Below are 16,424 nucleotides of genomic sequence, written 5' to 3' on the forward strand. Positions count from 1 at the left end.
GTTCACGCCGGGCCGGCCAGGATGGACGACCCCGTCACGCCGCGCGCCTCGTCCGAGGCCAGGTAGAGCACGGCGTCGGCGACCGCCGCCTGCCCGGTGCCGTCGAGCGGGCCGGGGTCGACGCTGTTGGCCCGCACGCCCGTGCCCGCCAGTTCCAGCGCGAACGACCGCGCCAGCCCCCAGACGCCGTGCTCGGCCGCGACGAGGTGCGCGTGGCCGGCCGCGGGCCGGTGCGCCGGGTCCGGGCCGATGAACACGATCGACCCGGATCGCTGGGCGACCATCACGGGCGCCACGGCCTTCGCCGTCTGCCACACCCCGGTGAGGTTGACCTCGATCACCGCCCGCCACTGGTTCTCCGGCATGGTCCACGCGCCGCCGCGGGACCGGACCACGGCCGCGGGCACCGCGATGTCCACCGACCCGAGGACGGCCACGCCCGCCCGCACGGCCGCGCCCAGGGCGTCGCCGTCGCGCACGTCCACGAACCGCGACACCACCCGCCGGCCCAGCGCCCGCACCTCGTCGGCCACCCCGGACAGCTCGTCGGCCCCGGCCAGGCCCCTGGGCACGGTGGCCATCCGGCTGACCACCCCGATGTCGAGCAGCACCAGGTCCGCGCCCTGCTCGGCCAACCGCACCGCGCACGCCCGGCCGATGCCCCGTGCCGCGCCGGTGACCAGCGCGACCCTGCCGGCCAGCGGCCCGCTCACCGCTCGACCCAGTGGCACGCCACGCCGTCCAGCAGCGCGGGGGTCTCGCCGGCGCAGCGGGAGCGCTGCTCGTCGGTCAGCCGGCCGAGGTGCAGCGGGCACCGCGTGCGGAACCGGCACCCCGACGGCGGGTTCACCGGGCTGGGCACGTCGCCGGTCAGGATGATCCGCTCGCGGGCCCGTTCCTTGCGCGGGTCGGGCAGCGGCACGGCCGAGACCAGCGCCCGCGTGTAGGGGTGGCGGGGGTGGTCGAACACCGTGTCGCGGTCGCCGGTCTCCACGACCCGGCCGAGGTAGAGCACGGCCACCCGGTCGGCGATGTGCCGCACCACCGACAGGTCGTGCGCGATGAACAGGTACGCCAGGCCCAGCGAGTCCTGGAGGTCCTCCAGCAGGTTGATCACGTCCGCCTGGACCGACACGTCCAGCGCGGACACCGGTTCGTCGAGCACCAGCACGCGGGGCCGCAGCGCCAGGGCGCGGGCGATGCCGATGCGCTGGCGCTGACCGCCGGAGAACTCGTGCGGGTAGCGCTCGGACCGGGCGCCGGACAACCCGACCGATCCCAGCAGCTCCAGCGCCCGGGCCCGGGCCTCGCGGCGGCCTGCGCCGTTGATGCGCAGCGGTTCCGCGACCAGGTCCGCCGCGGTCATCCGCGGGTCGAGCGAGTTCATCGGGTCCTGGAACACGATCTGGAGGTCGCGGGCGTGCCCGCGCGGCGACAGCGGCCGGCCGTCGAGCAGCACCCCGCCGCCGGTCGGCTCCTCCAGCGACATCAACAGCTTCGCGATGGTCGACTTGCCCGAACCGGATTCGCCGACCAGCCCGAGCGTCTCGCCCGCCGACAGGTCGAACGACACGTCGCACACCGCGTGCAGCTCGCCCCGGTCTCGGCGGAACAGGCCCGTGCCGCGCACCCGGTAGTGCTTCACCAGGCTCGACGCGGTGATGATCGGCGTCGGCCGCCCGGACACGGGTCCGTCCGCGACAGCGCCCACGGCGACAGCGTTTGCAGCGACGGCGCTCACGGCGACAGCGTTTGCGGCGACGGCGTCCACGGCGGGCGCGGCACGCGGCGGGAACACGTCCTGGGGCCGTCTGCCGACCAGTTCCGCGCTGAAGTGGCACGCCGCCAGGTGCTCGCCGTCGACCGGCACCAGCGCGGGCTCCTCGGTGCGGCAGACGTCGCGGGCCAGCGGGCACCTCGGGGCGAACGCGCACCCGGTGATCGGCCGGTCCAGCGGGGGAGGGGTGCCGGCGATCGGGGTCAGCCGCGCGTCCTCCCGGCCGTCGAGCCGGGGCAGGCTGCCCAGCAGCCCCAGCGTGTACGGCATCCGCGGCGAGTAGAAGACCTCCTCGACCGTGCCGGACTCCACGACCTTGCCCGCGTACATCACGACCACGCGGTCCGCCTGCCCGGCGACCACCCCGAGGTCGTGCGTGATCAGCATGGTCGCGGCGCCGGTCTGCTCGCGGGCGGTGCGCAGCGCGTCGAGCACCTGGGCCTGGATCGTCACGTCGAGCGCGGTGGTCGGCTCGTCGGCGATGATCACGTCCGGGTCGTCGGCCATCGCGATGGCGATCACCACGCGCTGCCGCATCCCGCCGGAGAACTCGTGGGGGTAGTCCGCGGCCCGGTCCCGCGCGTTGGGGATGCCGACCAGTTCCAGCAGCGCGATCGCGCGTTCGACGGCCTGCTCGCGGCCTAGCCGCGGGTGGTGCGCCCGCACGGCTTCGGCGACCTGGAAACCCACCGAGTACACCGGGTTCAACGCCGACAGCGGGTCCTGGAACACCATCGCGACGGACCGGCCGCGCACCGAGGCCATCTCGTCGTCGCGCAGCCCCACCAGTTCCCGGTCCCGGAACCGGACCGACCCGCCGACCCGCGCGCCGGGCGGCAGCAGTCCCATCACGGCCAGCGCGGTCGCGGACTTGCCGCACCCGGACTCGCCGACCACGCCCAGCACCTCGCCGGCCCGCAGCGACCAGGACACCCCGCGCACCGCGCTGACCTGCCCCTGCTCGTCGGGGAAGGCCACGGTCAGGTCGCGGATGCCGAGCACCTCCGCGGTGGTCGCCGTCGTCATCGCCTGCTCCGTGACCTGGTGTTGTCGAAGGCGTCGCGCAGCCCGTCGCCGATGAAGTTGATGCTCAGGGCGATGACCACGATGAACAGCCCGGGGAAGTAGAACAGCCACGGCCGGGTGGACACCGCGGTCTGGTTCTGGCTGACCAGCAGGCCCAGCGAGGTGTCCGGCGGGCGCACGCCGAACCCGATGAACGACAGCGCCGTCTCGGCCAGGATCGCGACCGCGACGATGATCGTCACGGCGACGATGACGGTGCCCATCGCGTTGGGCAGCACGTGCCGGAAGATGATCCGCCACGAGCCGGCGCCGAAGGTGCGCGCGGCGGCGATGAACTCCCGCTCGCGCAGCGACAGCACCACCCCGCGCACCAGCCGCGCCACGTAGGGCCACGTGAGGGCGGCCAGCACCAGGCCGATCAGCAGCCAGCCCTGGCTGCTCGCGCCGACGTTGTTCGCCAGCACGGCGGCCACCGCGATCGCCGGGAAGATCAGCACCAGGTCCGCCACCCGCATCATCAGCGTGTCGACCTTCCCGCCGTGAAACCCGGCGACCGCGCCCCACACGCTGCCGAACACCCCGGAGACCGCGGCCACGAACAGCGCGATCTCGATCGACCGCTGCGTGCCGCGCAGCACCTGGGCCAGCAGGTCGTAGCCGGTGGCGTCGGTGCCGAACGGGTGCTCGGCCGACGGCGGCTGCGAGTTGTCCGGGGTGTACACGTCGTACCGGTAGTGCCACAGCTCGCCGCCGACGAAGGCGAGCAGCACCAGCAGCACGAACACGACCAGGCTGATCGTCGCGAGCCGGTGGCGCAGGAACCGGCGCACCACCAGCCGCCACCGGGGTGTGGCCACCGGCGCCTCGCCGTCCACGTCCGGCGCGAGGGGTGTCTGCACGGTCTCAGCCAAGGCGGATCCTCCTGTCCAGCACGGCGTAGAGCAGGTCGGCGATCAGGTTGAACACCACGACGATCAACGACACCAGCAGCAGCCAGGCCATGACGGCGTAGATGTCCTTGTCCCGCACCGAGGACAGCAGGAACGAGCCCATGCCGCGCCACTGGAACACGGTCTCCGTGATCACCGCGCCGGAGAACAGCACGGCCAGGTCCAGCGCCACGACCGTGGTCAGCGGCACGAGCGCGGTGCGCAACGCGTGGCGCACCAGCACGGTGCGCCGCTTGATCCCCTTGGCGCGGGCCAGCCGCACGTAGTCGCTCTGCTGCACCTCGATCATCGACGAGCGCACGAACCGGCTCCACGGCGCGAACGACGTCATCGCCAGCACGATCGTCGGCAGCACGACGTGCCCGAGCACGTCGAGCACCGTGGGCCACAGCCCCGGAGGCGGCGGGATCGACGCCTCGCCCACCGTGTAGACCAGCGTGGTCCCGGTGGCCTGGTTCAGCTCGATCGCCTGCTGCTTCAACAGCACCGCGAGCCAGAAGGCGGGCATCGACAGCAGCAGGAACCCGACGGCGGTGAACGCGTAGTCCACTGCGGAGTACCGCTTGACCGCGCTCACCACGCCGATCACCAGCGCGAGCACCAAGGCCAGCAGCACCGCCAGGGTGACCAGCCGGGCCGAGACCAGCAGCCTCGGCCAGATCTCCGCACCGATGTCGATCCGCTTGACCGACGGGCCCCAGTCACCGCTCAGGATCCCGGTCAGCCAGCGCCAGTAGCGCTCCAGCAGGGGCTGGTCGAGCCGCATCCGGTGCGCCTCGGCGTCCAGGATCGCCTGCGACACCGGCGGTTGCTTCGCCTTCAGGTCGCCCAGCGGGTCACCCGACGCGCTGACCATCACGAACGTGACGAACGAGCCGACCAGCACGATCGGGATCGTGTGCAGCAACCGCCGCAGCACGTAAGCCAACATCGCTGCCTGCCTTCCCCTGGCGCGGCGCGGGCGTCACACCCGCGCCGCGGCCTGTCATCCGGCGATGCCCCACTCGCCACCGTTGTAGGGCGGGCCGTAGTAGGTGCCGTTGGCCCGGACGTTGACCAGGTTCGCCTTGTACGCCAGCAGGTCCGGCACCTGGTAGAGCGGCAGGATGTAGGCGTCCTCGGTTAGCTGCGCGTCCACCCCGTTGAGGTGCGCGGCGACCTCGGCCTCGTCCGTGGCGGCGAGCGCCTTGGAAAGCAGGTCGTCCACGACCGGGTTGGAGTAGCCGCCGAAGTTGAGCCCGGCCTTGGTCTTGAACGCCTGGGAGTACTGGGAGGCCACGAACGCCTGCCCGATCCAGCCCATCGCGAACAGGTCGAAGTCCTTGCCCGCCTGGTGGGTCACGGTCGCGCCGACCGAGTCGGTGGTCTGCACGTCCACCGTCACCCCGAGCTTCTTCGCCGACTCGGCGAACAGCTGGCACACCGTCTGGAGGATCTGGTTGTTCTGGATGTAGCGCATGGTCAGCGTCGGCACCGGCTTGCCCTGCGGGTCGATCAGCCTGCCCGCGTCTATCTTGTAGCCGGCGTCGGTGAGGATGGTGGTGGCCTTGGTGACGTCACCGGTGCCCAGCGTGCCGAGGTTGTCCTTGTACCCGGGCTGCTGGGGGACGTAGATCCGGTTGCGCAGCGGTGTGGCGTCGGGGGAGAACTGGCCGACGGTCTTCCCGATCGCCTGTGGGACGTCCATCGCGGTGAACAACGCCTCGCGCAGCACGGGGTCCTGCATGGCCGGGTTGTTCAGGTTGGGCAGCACCATCTGCTTGCGCAGGCCCTGCACGAGCTGGTACTTCACGCCGCCCAGCGCCTGCACGTTGCGCAGCAGGTCGACCTGGGGGTCCGGGTTGATGATCTGGACCTCGTCGTTCTGCAGCGCGGGCACCTCCTGCGAGGTGTCGGTGACGACCCGGAACACCAGGCTGTCCAGGGTGACCGGCTTGCCCCACCACTTCGGGTTGGGCACCAGCGTCGCGGCCTGGTTGGTCTGCCAGGACTTGAACATGAACGGGCCGCCGGACCAGTCGGGGAAGGAGTCCTTGTAGCGGAACCCCTCGTTGAACGACTTGGCCAGGCCCTCCGGGGTGCCGTCGTCGCCGAGCTTGCGGGCCACGTGCGCGGGCAGGATCGGTCCGAACAGCGACTTCCAGTCGCCGAAGGGCTGGCTGAACGTCACGGTGACCGTGCGCCCGTCGTCCGAGCCGACCAGGGAGGTGATGTTCTCGTAGCCCATCGTGGAGGCGACCTCGCACGTCGGGCACGTGCCCGGGCTCGATGCCCGACGCACGTAGTCGAAGTCGGCCGCGGTGATCGGCGTCCCGTCGTTCCACACGGCCGCGGGGTTGATCCGGTAGACCAGGGTCTGCGGCGACTGGCTGGTCTGCTCGGCGCTGACCAGCAGGTCCTTGTTCAGCTCGATGGTCTTGAGGTCGGGCAGGGTGACGAACGCACCGGGGTCGTAGACGTCGGCGACCAGCTGGGTGGCCACCCCGATGTCCGCGCCCAGCGGGTTCCAGTTCAGGATGTTGCGCTCCAGGACGTAGGTGATCGTCCCGCCCTGCTTGGCGGTGCCGGTGTTGACCGTGTTGGCGTCGCCCCGCACCAGGTTGGTCGTGTCCCCGCCTCCCGGCGGCCCGGCCGAACAGGCGGACACCGCCAGGGCGGCGGCGAGCACGCCGGACATCCTTCGACGATTCATGCGCTGCTCCACAACTTTTCGACGGTGGCCTGGACCGCGGTTACCAGAGTGAACAGGCGAGCCGTCGGCAGTGGCAAGCAACAATCGGTGAAGACACCCCTTAATCTTTACTAAAGGGCTGCTGAGCTGGGCGTACGGGTTAAGTAAAAGTAATCGCCCGCGTTGTCGAAGTCTGTCTTGTGTTCCGTGCACCGGTCTGCGCAGAATTCGCCCACCGAATGTTCGAGTACGCCGGACGACAGGGAGCGAATATGCCCACACTCGCCGAAACGATCCAGTGGCGCGATCACCCGGTCACCTCGTCACTGGCCTACGGCTCCGTCGACGTGCGGATCGGGACCGTGGGCGAGGGCGGTCCGGTGGGGCTGCTGGTGGCGAGCGTGCACGGCGACGAGGGGCCCTGGGGCACGCTCGCGGTCAACCGGCTGCTGTCCGGCGTGCGACGGGAGGAACTGTTCGGCACGCTGCGGGTGGTGCCCGTCGCGCACCCGCTGGCCACCGAGGCCGACGCCCGCCAGACCCACCTGGACCTGCTCGACCTCAACAGCTCGTTCCCCGGCGACCCGCGCGGTTCGCACACCCAGCGGCTGGCCGCGGTGCTGGCCGAGCACGCGGTCGACGGCGCGGACGTGGTGCTGGACGTGCACGGCGGCGGCAGTTGGAACATCAACTGCTTCACCTACCGGTTCCCCGGCAGCGAGCACGTGGCCGAGTGGATGGGCACCCCGCTGATCCTCGACGGCCCCGACCGCGCCTCCAGCCTCACCGGGCACGCCCGCGCGCAGGGCGCGGTCGCCGTGTGGGTCGAGATGGGCGGGCGCGGGGAGTTCGAGGAGGACCGCGCCGCCGCCGTCACCCGCGGGCTGCGCCGGGCGCTGGGCAAGGCCGGCGTGCTCACCGAGGCCGACCTGCCCGACGAGCCGGGCACCGTGGCCACCGGCAAGGTGCCCCTGTCGACGTCCCGGCCGGGCATCTACCAGCCGGTCCTGCGGGAGGCCGCCCTCGGCACCGTGGTCGGCCGGGACACCGTCGTGGGCCACCTGCTCGACCCGGTGTCCAGCGAGGTCGTGGAGACCTTCCGCGCCCCGTTCCCGCGCACCGCGCTCGCGCTGCTGCGCCCCACCCTGGCCCGGATCGAGTCACCCGGCCAGGTCGTCGCCCTGGTCGCCGAGATCGCCTGAGGAGTCCCCACGATGATCGACCCCACCGGCCGCTTCGCCCTCGTCGCCGGCAACGCCGAGGACCTCGGCCACGCCGTCGCCCGCGAACTGGCCGCCGCCGGCATGACCGTCGCGATGCTGTGCGACCAGGCCGACGCCGTGCGCGCGCTGGCCGACGAACTGCCCTCCGTGCACGCGTTCGTCACCGACTTCACCGACGCGCACGTGCTGCGCGACTCGGCGCAGCAGGTCCTGGAGCGGTTCGGCACACCCCGGCTGCTCGTGCACAACTCGGCGGTGTTCCGCGAGACACCCGTGCTGGAACTCGACGTGCCGGGGTTCACCGCCGAGACCGACAGCATCCTGCAGAGCGCGTTCGTGCTGTCGAAAGCCGTGTGGCCCGGCATGGTCTCGGCGCGCGACGGCAGCATCGTGTTCGTCTCGTCGGGCTCGGCGCTGTCCGGGTTCGCCAACGAGGCCGCCTACGTGGCCGGGAAGCACGGCCAGGAGGGGCTGATGAAGGTGCTCGCCCTGGAGGGCGGGGAGCACGACGTCGCCGTCAACACCATCACCACCGGCGCGCCGATCGACGGCCCGCTGGCCTACACCTACTCCGACGCCCAGCGCGCGGTCATGGTGCCGCCCTCGCGGCTCGCACCCGCGTTCGCGTTCCTGGCCGGGATCGACGCGGACTTCGCGAGCGGCCACCGGTTCAACGCCTTCCAGCTGTCCGAGGCGATCCGGGTCACCAGGGAAGGGGCGTCCACGTGATCGACGTCGACGGCAAGGTGGCGTTCCTGACCGGCGCCGCCGAAGGGCTCGGCCGGGAGATCGCCCGCGAACTCGTCGCGGCCGGGATGCGCGTGGCGCTGATGGACGTGCAGGGCGAGAAGCTGGCCGCGCTGACCGGGGAGTTGCGCGCGGCGGGCGCGGACGTCCTGCCGCTCGTGGTCGACCTGGCCGACCCGGTGGCCACGCGCGCCGTGACGGAGACGGCACTGGCGCACTACGGCCCACCCAGGGCGTTGATCCACAACGCCGCCGTGCTCAAGGAGGTGTCCATGCTGGACGTCACCTTCGAGGACTGGCGGCGCGAGATCGACATCATCCTCGGCGCGGCGTACGTGCTCACCAGGACCGTGTGGCCGCACATGGTCGCCGCACGCGACGGGAGCATCGTGTTCCTGTCCTCCGGGTCGGCGCTGTCCGGGTTCGTCAAGGAGACCGCGTACACCCCCGGCAAGCACGCGCAGGAAGGCCTGATGAAGGTGCTCGCCCTGGAGGGCCGCGAGCACAACGTCGCGGTGAACACCATGTCCACCGGGCGACCCATCGACACCCCCATGTCCGATTCCCACTACACCGAGCAGATGCGGGTCGGGATCGTGCCGCCCTCGCGGCTCGCGCCCGCGTTCGCGTTCCTGGCCGGGATCGACGCGGACTTCGCCACCGGCCACCGGTTCAACGCCTTCCAGGTGTCCGAGGCGATCCGGGTGACCCGCGGATGATCCCGCCCGCTGGCCACTACCGGCCGTTCGTGCGCGCGGGGGACACCGTCTACGTGTCCGGTCAGGTGCCTCGCCTGCCCGACGGCTCCTACCGGCCCGCCGACGTGGCCACCGAGACCGCGCTCGCCCTGCGCAACCTCTCGGCGGTCGTCGAGGCGGCCGGCGGCGGCCCCACCTGCGTGGTGAAGGTGACCGCCTACCTCGCCGACGCCGCGGACTTCCCCGAGTTCGACCGCGCCTACGCCGCCCACTTCGGCCGGTGGAAACCGGCGCGCACGACGGTCGTCGCCGGCCTGCGGTCGGTCAAGGTCGAGGTGGACGCCGTGCTGCACCTTCCCGCCACCGGCGGTGACAGCGGGTGACAATGGTGGCGCGTGGGACGTGTCGTGCCAGGATGTCGGCGGTGACCGGACACCGGGAGTGAGGTGACGCCAGGGTGCTGACGGTGAGCCTGGCGGGGTTGCGCGCGATCGAGGCCCTCGCCATCCACGGTTCGATGACGGCCGCCGCCAGCGCGCTCGGCTACACCCCCTCGGCGATCTCCCAGCAGATCGCCAGGCTGAGCCGGGACGTGCACCAGCAGCTGGTGGAGCACCAGGCGGGCCGGACCACGCTGACCCCGGCCGGCCGCGTCCTGGCCGAGTCGGCCAGCCGGATCGTCATCGAGCTGGAGAGCATGAGCGCCGAACTCCAGGCGCACAGCGAGACGGTCACCGGGACGCTGACCATCGCCGCGTTCCCCACCGCCACCCGCGGCGTGCTGCCCTCCGCGACGGAGGACCTGACGCGGACGTGGTCCGACCTGTCGCTGCGGCTGATCGAGGTCGACTCGCACCGCGCGGTGGAACTGGTCGCCCGCGGCACGGCGGACCTGGCCGTGGCGCACGACTGGACGGCGATCCCGCTGACCCTGCCGGAGGGCCTGCAGGCCCGGCACCTCGGCAACGACCTGTCCGACGTGCTCGCCCACCACGCCCACCCGCTGGTCGGGCGGACGTCGGTGGACCTGGACGAGCTGCGCGCCGAGCGGTGGCTCTACGAACCCAACTCGGTGGCGCACGACTTCCTGCTCAACGCCTTCCAGCACACCCCGAACCCGACCAGGTTCACCCACATCGTCAGCGAGTACGCCAGCCAGATCGAACTGGTCGGCACCGGCCTCGGCCTGGCCCTGGTACCCCGCATGGGTCGAGGGCCGCTCCCGCCATCGGTGCGCGTGCTGCCCGTGACCTCCCCGCCGGTGCGCCGCATCTACGGCGTCTGGCGCACACCGACCGGCCGCCGCCCTGCCCTGACCGCAGCCCTCGGAGTGCTCGAAGCGGTGTGCGCGAGGCTGGAGCACGACACCTGACACCCCGGCGCCGAGAGCTGGATCAGGGGATCGTGATGCTCCACACCTGCTCGTCCATGGGCTGCCCGCCGGCGTAGCCGCTCTTCTGCCCGGGGTCCAACGTGAAGCGTTTCCCCTTGCAATCCGGGTTCCGGTGGAAAGTGATCCTCTTGTCGGTGCGGTTGTACACCGACCGCCCCGCCCACGGCAGATTGTGGCAGCGGCGCTCGTTCTGGTGCTTCGCCCATTGATTACCCTTGCCGAGAGGCTGCGAATAGGCGCACACGTGCTTGTCCGGACAGTTCTTGTAATCCCGTTCCGAGAACGCTGTCTCCTCACCGACCGGCGTCGGGGTGGTGTGCGCATGAGCGGCGGGAGCGAAGATGGCAGCCGCAGCGGCCACGGGCACGACCAAAGCCAGGCGGAGTGAGCCGAATGTCATCACCAGGACTTCCCTTCCGAGCGGTGGAAGCGGACCTCGGGGCTGTCGAACCCCGGCGGACACCGTGTCTACTACCTGCTCCCCGGCCTCGCCGACCAGCGCGGACGTCGATCATCGCGATCCGAAGCGGCGTGTGACGACTCCTGCCACCCGAAGCCGCGACACCCCCTACGGTGGTGCCCACACCGCGCTTGTGGGGGATGGCTCCGTCGCACCTCCGAACCACCTTCGCCACAAGGGGGAACACGTCACCTCGGCAGGTTGAAATCCGATGCGGTTCGTTGTCCGTCCACCCGCTCGGGTACATCTCCAAATCTTGTGTTGCCGATCGGCGAGGCCTTGATGCCATCCTTGGCCGTTCCGGGAAGACGACGGCTGGAGGCGATGAGATTGATCTTCGGAGGCAAGCGGACAGGTGGGGAAGCGCGTTCTGGTCGGTTCCGCCGACTTTCCACGAAGGCCATCGCTTCAGCGCTGGCCGTCACGGTCTGTTCGAGCGTGACGGCCGCGTCCTCGGTCAACGCCGAAGTCGGCGACGAAAGACGATCCGTCTACGCCATAGCGCACGGCGTGAACAATTACGAGTCGCTGGACCGTGCTCTCGCGGCCGGTGCCAACGGGATCGAGACGGATATCTGCGCCAACACCGCGGAACCCGGTATGGCACCGTGGTACGTGGCGCACGACTGCGACGGGCCGCGGGGCAAGCCGAGCACGTTCGACATGTTCACGAGACTCGCCGGCTTGCCGGTGGGGCACCGGCCGCTGTTGGTGTGGCTGGACATCAAGACCCCGGACGCCTGCGCGCACGCCAGGGACCTGTGCTCCACCCGGGGCCTCGCCGACCAGGCGAAACTGCTCACCCGGCGAAACATCCAGGTCCTCTACGACCTGACCGGCGAGGACTACGAGAAGAACAAGCCGACTCTCGGCGGTCCCGGGTACGCCAACCTCAAATCGACGATCAACGCCCAGGACCACAACGGGGTTCCCCTGGAAGGTGTCGGTTTCTGGGGTGACACGGAGACCGCGTTGAAGGTGTTCGGGGACGCCGGGGTTCCGCCGGGGCAACGGGCGCTCGAAGTCGGCGACTGCGGCAGCATCCACAGCGACGAAGTCGAGCGTGACGTCGACAGCGGAGTGGCAGAACGCGACAAACAAGCGCCCGTCGAGCCGCAACTCGCCGCGGTACTGGTCTGGACTATGTACACCCAAGGTATCGAGGAGTGCGACAACGTCCTCGACAGGATCGACGGCATCATCGCCGGGCACCACAACTTCGGCCAAGACGAGCGGGATGCGGCCACGCTCAAGTCGGTCACGGAAACCGGCGGCACCGATCTGGCACAGGAGGGCCACCGCTTGTTCCGCAAGTAGCAGGGCGTGGTCGCGCCCCGTCGTGCTACGGGTGACAGGACGGGAAACCGGGCGGCTGTGGGCGCTCGCCCGGTCCCGTCGCGGCTCGCCGGACACGGCGCGGTCGGTCCGCCGCCGTGGGAGGCCTGAGGCGCATCCCCATCGGCGACTGACTACAGACCGGTGAGATGAGATATCGGGTGACAAGGGGGTCACCGAGGAGTGATCCGCATATGCAGGTCGGCGCTTCGCGGGTACAGACAGGGTTGATCGTCAACACTCCGGGAGAACCGATGTCCGACGTGAAGACCGCTGTCGTCTACTACTCCGCCACCGGCAGCGTGTACGCGATGGCCGAGGCCGCCGCCAAGGCGGCCGAGGCGGCGGGAGCCGAAGTCCGGCTGCGCAAGGTCCGCGAGCTGGCGCCGGAAGAGGCCATTGCCAGTAACCAGGGCTGGGCCGCCCACGCCAAGCAGACCCAGGACGTCCCCGAAGCCGCCCTGGACGACCTGAGGTGGGCCGACCTGCTGATCTTCGGCGCGCCCACCCGCTTCGGGATGCCGGCGGCACAGCTCAAGCAGTTCCTGGACACCACCGGACCGCTGTGGGCGCAGGGCGAGCTGGTCGACAAGGTGGCCACGTCGTTCACCTCGGCGGCCACCGCGCACGGCGGTCAGGAGACCACCATCACCGCCCTGAACCACACCTTCTACCACTGGGGCTGCATCATCGTGCCGCCCGGCTACGCCGACCCGATCCAGTTCCAGGCCGGCAACCCCTACGGTTCCAGCCACGTCTCCGACAACGGTCAGACCCCGCCCGGACAGGTCGAGCTGGACGCGGTGGCGTTCCAGGCCCGACGCGCCGTGGGAATCGCCCGCGCGCTGAAGTCCGGCCGCACGGCGTAGCCGATCCGTCCGGTCCGGTTCGCGTGACCTCGGCGGTCAGCGGGCGCTCAACGCGCGTTCAGCGGTGGTTGCCACGCTCCGACTGCTCGGCACGGTCGTGATCGAACCGATCAGAGGGGTGGCAATGGAATTCCTGAGGCGGAACGAAAGGTCGTGGAGGTCGAACAAGTACCTGGCCGGCGTCGTCGGTGTCCTCCTGGTTGTCACGTCCGCACTGGCAGGAGCCCCGGCCCAGGCCGACACCCAGGCCCGGACCGGCACCCAGGCGGCGGAGTACTACTCCATCTTCAACCGGCTGGGCGGGAAGTGCCTGGACGCCGACGTGCACAACCTGAGCAGGAACGGCGCCAAGGTCCAGCTGTGGCAGTGCAACAACCAGAACCAACAGCGCTGGTTCCTGCAGCCCGCCGGGCCGGACAAGGGAACCTACCGGGACTACACCATCACCACGTTCAGCCATGACTACCGCAAATGCCTGGACGCGCACCTGCCCGACGCCGGCAAGAACGGCGGAAGGGTGCAGATCTGGACCTGCAACGGCAGCCCACAGCAGAAGTGGACCTTCTTCTACTCCAGTCGAACGCTGGTGAACCACGTCGCGTTCAAGTGCCTCGACGCGGATACCCACAGCATCAACCGGAACGGCACCAAGGTCCAGCTCTGGGGTTGCAACGGTCTCGACCAGCAAGTGTGGACGCCATACTTCCCACCGAAATGAGCTGTCCGGTCGAATGACGAGCGCCACGGGCCCCGCGACACCCGCGGGGCCCGCCGCACAGTTCGGCACGCCGCGCACGATCGGCCCACCTGGTGACCTTGCCGCCGCCACGGCCGCGGCCTCAGCCGAGGCAGGAGCGGACGGCTGCGGACAGGTCGGCCGCGCGCGGGTCGTCGGGGCGGAAGTTCCAGAGGTTGGTGACGTAGCCGAAGCCGACACCGGCATCGGGGTCGGCGAAGCCGATCGACCCGCCGGAGCCGGGGTGGCCGAAGGACCCCGGTCCGACCATCGGCATCGGCGGGCAGGCCCGCCAGAAGCCGAGCGACATGTTGAACGAGCGGTCGGCCGGGATGTGCAGCCCCGGCGGCAGGCCGTGCATGGGCGTCTTGTCGGTCTGGATCTCCGTCATCCGCTCGACCGTCGTCGGGTTGAGCAGCCGCACTCCGTCGACGTCGCTGACGGTCGCCGCGTACATCCGTGCGATCGAGTGCGCGTCGGCGATCATGTTCGCGGCCGGGAACTCGGCCGCGCGCCAGGCGCGCGTGGTGAAGTACGCGGTCGAGCTGTCCAGGGCGCCGCCGAGTTCGCCGGCGCGGGCCTGGACCGAGTCGGCGCCCCACACGGCTTCAACCCAGGCGGTGACCGTGTCCGCGTCGAGCCCGGTCGCCTTGATCATTCCGGCGAGCAGCTCCTCCACGCTGAACGGGGCGGCGTAGTGGATGCGGGAGAGGCGGTCCTCGTGTTCTTCGGGCAGTCCGATCCAGGCGCTGAGTCCGAGCGGGGCGGCGACCTCGTCGGCGAAGAACGTGCCGAGGGACTTGCCGGTGATCCGGCGCACGACCTCGCCGACGAGGTATCCGTAGGTGACGCTGTGGTAGACGTGTTCGGTGCCGGGCCGCCACAGCGGCTTCTGCGCTTCGAGCGCACGGATGACGGGATCCCAGGCGCACGCCTGCTCGAAGGTCAGCGGTCCGTCGACGATCGGCAGACCGACCTGGTGGGACAGCAGCCAGCGCACCGGGATCCCCTCCTTGCCTGCCGCGCCGAACTCCGGCCAGTACCGGGTCACCGGGGCGTCGAGGTCCAGCTCGCCGCGCTGGACCAGCATGTGGGCGCAGATCGCGGCGGCGCCCTTGGTCGTGGAGGCGACCTGGACGATCGTGTCGTCGCACCACGGCCGACCGGCCTCGCGGTCGGCCGAGCCGTCCCACAGGTCGACCACGGGCCGGCCGCCCACGTAGACGCTGCACGCCGCGCCGACCTCGCCGTCGCCCTCGAAGTTCCGGCGGAACACGTCGGCGACCTTGCCCCAGCCCTGCTCGACCTGTTCGGAGGTGACGTTCATCGTGGTGGTCCTTTCTCGGAGATCGGGAAGTGGGGACTCAGGCAGTCGCGCGGTGGATGACGATGTCGTCGAGGCGGGTGCGGGCGTAGACCTTGACGGTGTCGGCGAGGTCGTCCCGCGCGGGCAGGGTGTTGCGCACGACGCCCTTGGTGCTGTCGGCGTCCACCTCGGCGGTGGTGCCCTCGCCGATGCCGATCTCGATGCCGCCGGAGGCGTTGGCGAGCTCGGCGTGGCCGCGCGTGACGCGGCCGATGCGGATGGGGCAGCCGGCGGCTCGGGCGGTGAGGTCGCCGTCGGCGCGGTCGATGGTGAAACTGCCGTTGGAGCCGCCGAGGGCGACGTCGGAGCGGGCGTGGCCGATCCAGACCTTCCCGGTCGTGCCCTGGTACCGGACGGTGCCCTCCACCTCGCCGATGCGCAGCCCGGCAGCGCCGCCGTCGATGTCGACGGTTCCGGCGACGTGCGCGGTCTCGACACCGCCGTCGCCGAGGTTGCCGCGCAGGGAGGCGACGCGGTCGAGCCGGACCTGGCCCGAGACGGTGTTGAGGTCGCAGTCGCCGAGCGGGCCGGTGGCGTGCACGTCGGACCAGGCGGTGTCGAGGACCAGCTTGGACCCGGCCGGCAGCTCGATCGTGATGGCGACCGAACCGGTCTTGGCGCCGGACTTGGTCGTCTTGATCGACAGTTCGCCGCCGGCGAAGCCGACCTCGGTGTTCTGGGCGACCTTGACGTCGGTCTTGTTCGCGCTGTCGACGGGCTCGACGTGCACCACGGTGTCGGAGCGCTCGCCGGCGGTGACCCGGACCCGGGCGCCGGCGGTGGTCAGCGTGGCCGTGATCGGGTTCGGCGTGGCGAAAGCAGGCATGACCGGTCTCCCCTCGGTAGTGGCTCGACCGCGATCGCCGAGCCGTTCACTGGGGACCACGATCATCGGTCGCCCTGACACCGAGCAGTCACCGCTCTGACATCGCCCATGACACGAGGTCCGGTGCGGAAGTCGCCGTCGCAGCTCCGCCCGCAAGTCGAACCGGGTCGTTGCCTCCTCGGCCTCCGTGAAGCCCAACAGGGGCAATTGGTCGCCCTGCTTCAAGCAGGGTTGGCGGGTGTCGCGTTCGTACTGTGCAGCGGCCTCGGAGCACCGATCGACGGGCCCGATCGTGTGAACCGCTCGCGGAGTTCCGGTGTGCTCCCGCTCGGGGCGCTATTTCTTGG

16 protein-coding genes are annotated in these 16,424 nt (G+C 70.7%); 8 read left to right on the top strand and 8 right to left on the bottom strand.

Annotation, left to right across the window (positions count from 1 at the left end; genetic code table 11):
* Positions 1 to 2 precede the first annotated feature (2 nt).
* The 5 genes from FHS29_RS18715 to FHS29_RS18735 are packed head-to-tail and all read right to left on the bottom strand — an operon-like array spanning position 3 to position 6,445.
* The gene (locus FHS29_RS18715) at positions 3 to 713 is read right to left on the bottom strand and encodes an SDR family NAD(P)-dependent oxidoreductase (protein ID WP_184692051.1); all 711 of its coding nucleotides are present in this window, start codon (positions 711 to 713) and stop codon (positions 3 to 5) included.
* Entirely contained in the window at positions 710 to 2,803 is a 2,094-nt protein-coding gene (locus FHS29_RS18720; RefSeq protein WP_184692053.1) for a dipeptide ABC transporter ATP-binding protein, read from the bottom strand. The genes FHS29_RS18715 and FHS29_RS18720 overlap by 4 nt, the downstream gene beginning before the upstream one ends.
* Positions 2,800 to 3,714: an ABC transporter permease gene (locus FHS29_RS18725; RefSeq protein WP_221456219.1), complete on the bottom strand. Its 915-nt coding sequence runs from the start codon at positions 3,712 to 3,714 to the stop codon at positions 2,800 to 2,802. Before FHS29_RS18725 ends, FHS29_RS18720 begins: the two co-directional genes overlap by 4 nt.
* Complete coding sequence (locus tag FHS29_RS18730) at positions 3,707 to 4,684, bottom strand: ABC transporter permease (RefSeq protein WP_184692054.1); 978 nt, start codon at positions 4,682 to 4,684, stop codon at positions 3,707 to 3,709. The genes FHS29_RS18725 and FHS29_RS18730 overlap by 8 nt, the downstream gene beginning before the upstream one ends.
* Positions 4,685 to 4,738: 54 nt before the next feature.
* On the bottom strand, positions 4,739 to 6,445 hold the full coding sequence (locus FHS29_RS18735; protein WP_184692056.1) for an ABC transporter family substrate-binding protein: 1,707 nt from the start codon (positions 6,443 to 6,445) through the stop codon (positions 4,739 to 4,741).
* A 251-nt stretch (positions 6,446 to 6,696) separates the two neighbouring features.
* Between FHS29_RS18735 and FHS29_RS18740 the strand changes: the two genes are divergently transcribed.
* The 5 genes from FHS29_RS18740 to FHS29_RS18760 all read left to right on the top strand — a co-directional run bounded on the left by FHS29_RS18740 (position 6,697) and on the right by FHS29_RS18760 (position 10,464).
* Entirely contained in the window at positions 6,697 to 7,626 is a 930-nt protein-coding gene (locus FHS29_RS18740) for a succinylglutamate desuccinylase/aspartoacylase family protein (protein ID WP_184692058.1), read from the top strand.
* Between the two features lie 12 nt (positions 7,627 to 7,638).
* The gene (locus FHS29_RS18745) at positions 7,639 to 8,376 is read left to right on the top strand and encodes an SDR family NAD(P)-dependent oxidoreductase (RefSeq protein ID WP_184692060.1); all 738 of its coding nucleotides are present in this window, start codon (positions 7,639 to 7,641) and stop codon (positions 8,374 to 8,376) included.
* Positions 8,373 to 9,113 carry an SDR family NAD(P)-dependent oxidoreductase gene (locus tag FHS29_RS18750; protein WP_184692062.1) on the top strand — a complete coding sequence of 247 codons (741 nt, stop codon included), beginning with the start codon at positions 8,373 to 8,375 and terminating at the stop codon, positions 9,111 to 9,113. Before FHS29_RS18745 ends, FHS29_RS18750 begins: the two co-directional genes overlap by 4 nt.
* On the top strand, positions 9,110 to 9,475 hold the full coding sequence (locus FHS29_RS18755; RefSeq protein WP_184692064.1) for a RidA family protein: 366 nt from the start codon (positions 9,110 to 9,112) through the stop codon (positions 9,473 to 9,475). Before FHS29_RS18750 ends, FHS29_RS18755 begins: the two co-directional genes overlap by 4 nt.
* Positions 9,476 to 9,549: 74 nt before the next feature.
* Positions 9,550 to 10,464, top strand: coding sequence for a LysR family transcriptional regulator (locus tag FHS29_RS18760; RefSeq protein WP_184692066.1), 915 nt, complete (start codon positions 9,550 to 9,552; stop codon positions 10,462 to 10,464).
* Between the two features lie 22 nt (positions 10,465 to 10,486).
* On the opposite strand, the gene FHS29_RS18765 is transcribed toward FHS29_RS18760, so the two are convergent.
* A complete protein-coding gene (locus tag FHS29_RS18765) occupies positions 10,487 to 10,885 on the bottom strand; it encodes a peptidase inhibitor family I36 protein (RefSeq protein ID WP_246440566.1) in 399 nt (132 codons plus the stop codon).
* A gap of 321 nt (positions 10,886 to 11,206) precedes the next feature.
* On the opposite strand from FHS29_RS18765, the gene FHS29_RS18770 reads away from it, so the two are divergent.
* The 3 genes from FHS29_RS18770 to FHS29_RS18780 all read left to right on the top strand — a co-directional run bounded on the left by FHS29_RS18770 (position 11,207) and on the right by FHS29_RS18780 (position 13,867).
* Positions 11,207 to 12,262 (top strand): PI-PLC domain-containing protein, encoded by a 1,056-nt coding sequence (locus FHS29_RS18770; protein WP_184692069.1) that lies wholly within the window; start codon positions 11,207 to 11,209, stop codon positions 12,260 to 12,262.
* Between the two features lie 272 nt (positions 12,263 to 12,534).
* On the top strand, positions 12,535 to 13,149 hold the full coding sequence (wrbA, locus tag FHS29_RS18775; protein WP_184692071.1) for an NAD(P)H:quinone oxidoreductase: 615 nt from the start codon (positions 12,535 to 12,537) through the stop codon (positions 13,147 to 13,149).
* Between the two features lie 124 nt (positions 13,150 to 13,273).
* Positions 13,274 to 13,867: an RICIN domain-containing protein gene (locus FHS29_RS18780; protein WP_221456220.1), complete on the top strand. Its 594-nt coding sequence runs from the start codon at positions 13,274 to 13,276 to the stop codon at positions 13,865 to 13,867.
* A 121-nt stretch (positions 13,868 to 13,988) separates the two neighbouring features.
* On the opposite strand, the gene FHS29_RS18785 is transcribed toward FHS29_RS18780, so the two are convergent.
* Both FHS29_RS18785 and FHS29_RS18790 read right to left on the bottom strand, forming a co-directional pair.
* Positions 13,989 to 15,212 (bottom strand): serine hydrolase domain-containing protein, encoded by a 1,224-nt coding sequence (locus FHS29_RS18785; RefSeq protein WP_184692075.1) that lies wholly within the window; start codon positions 15,210 to 15,212, stop codon positions 13,989 to 13,991.
* Positions 15,213 to 15,249: 37 nt separating this feature from the next.
* Positions 15,250 to 16,077 (bottom strand): DUF4097 family beta strand repeat-containing protein, encoded by an 828-nt coding sequence (locus FHS29_RS18790; RefSeq protein WP_184692077.1) that lies wholly within the window; start codon positions 16,075 to 16,077, stop codon positions 15,250 to 15,252.
* Positions 16,078 to 16,424 lie beyond the last annotated feature (347 nt).

This window comes from Saccharothrix tamanrassetensis (assembly GCF_014203665.1).
Classification (GTDB): Bacteria; Actinomycetota; Actinomycetes; order Mycobacteriales; family Pseudonocardiaceae; genus Actinosynnema; species Actinosynnema tamanrassetense.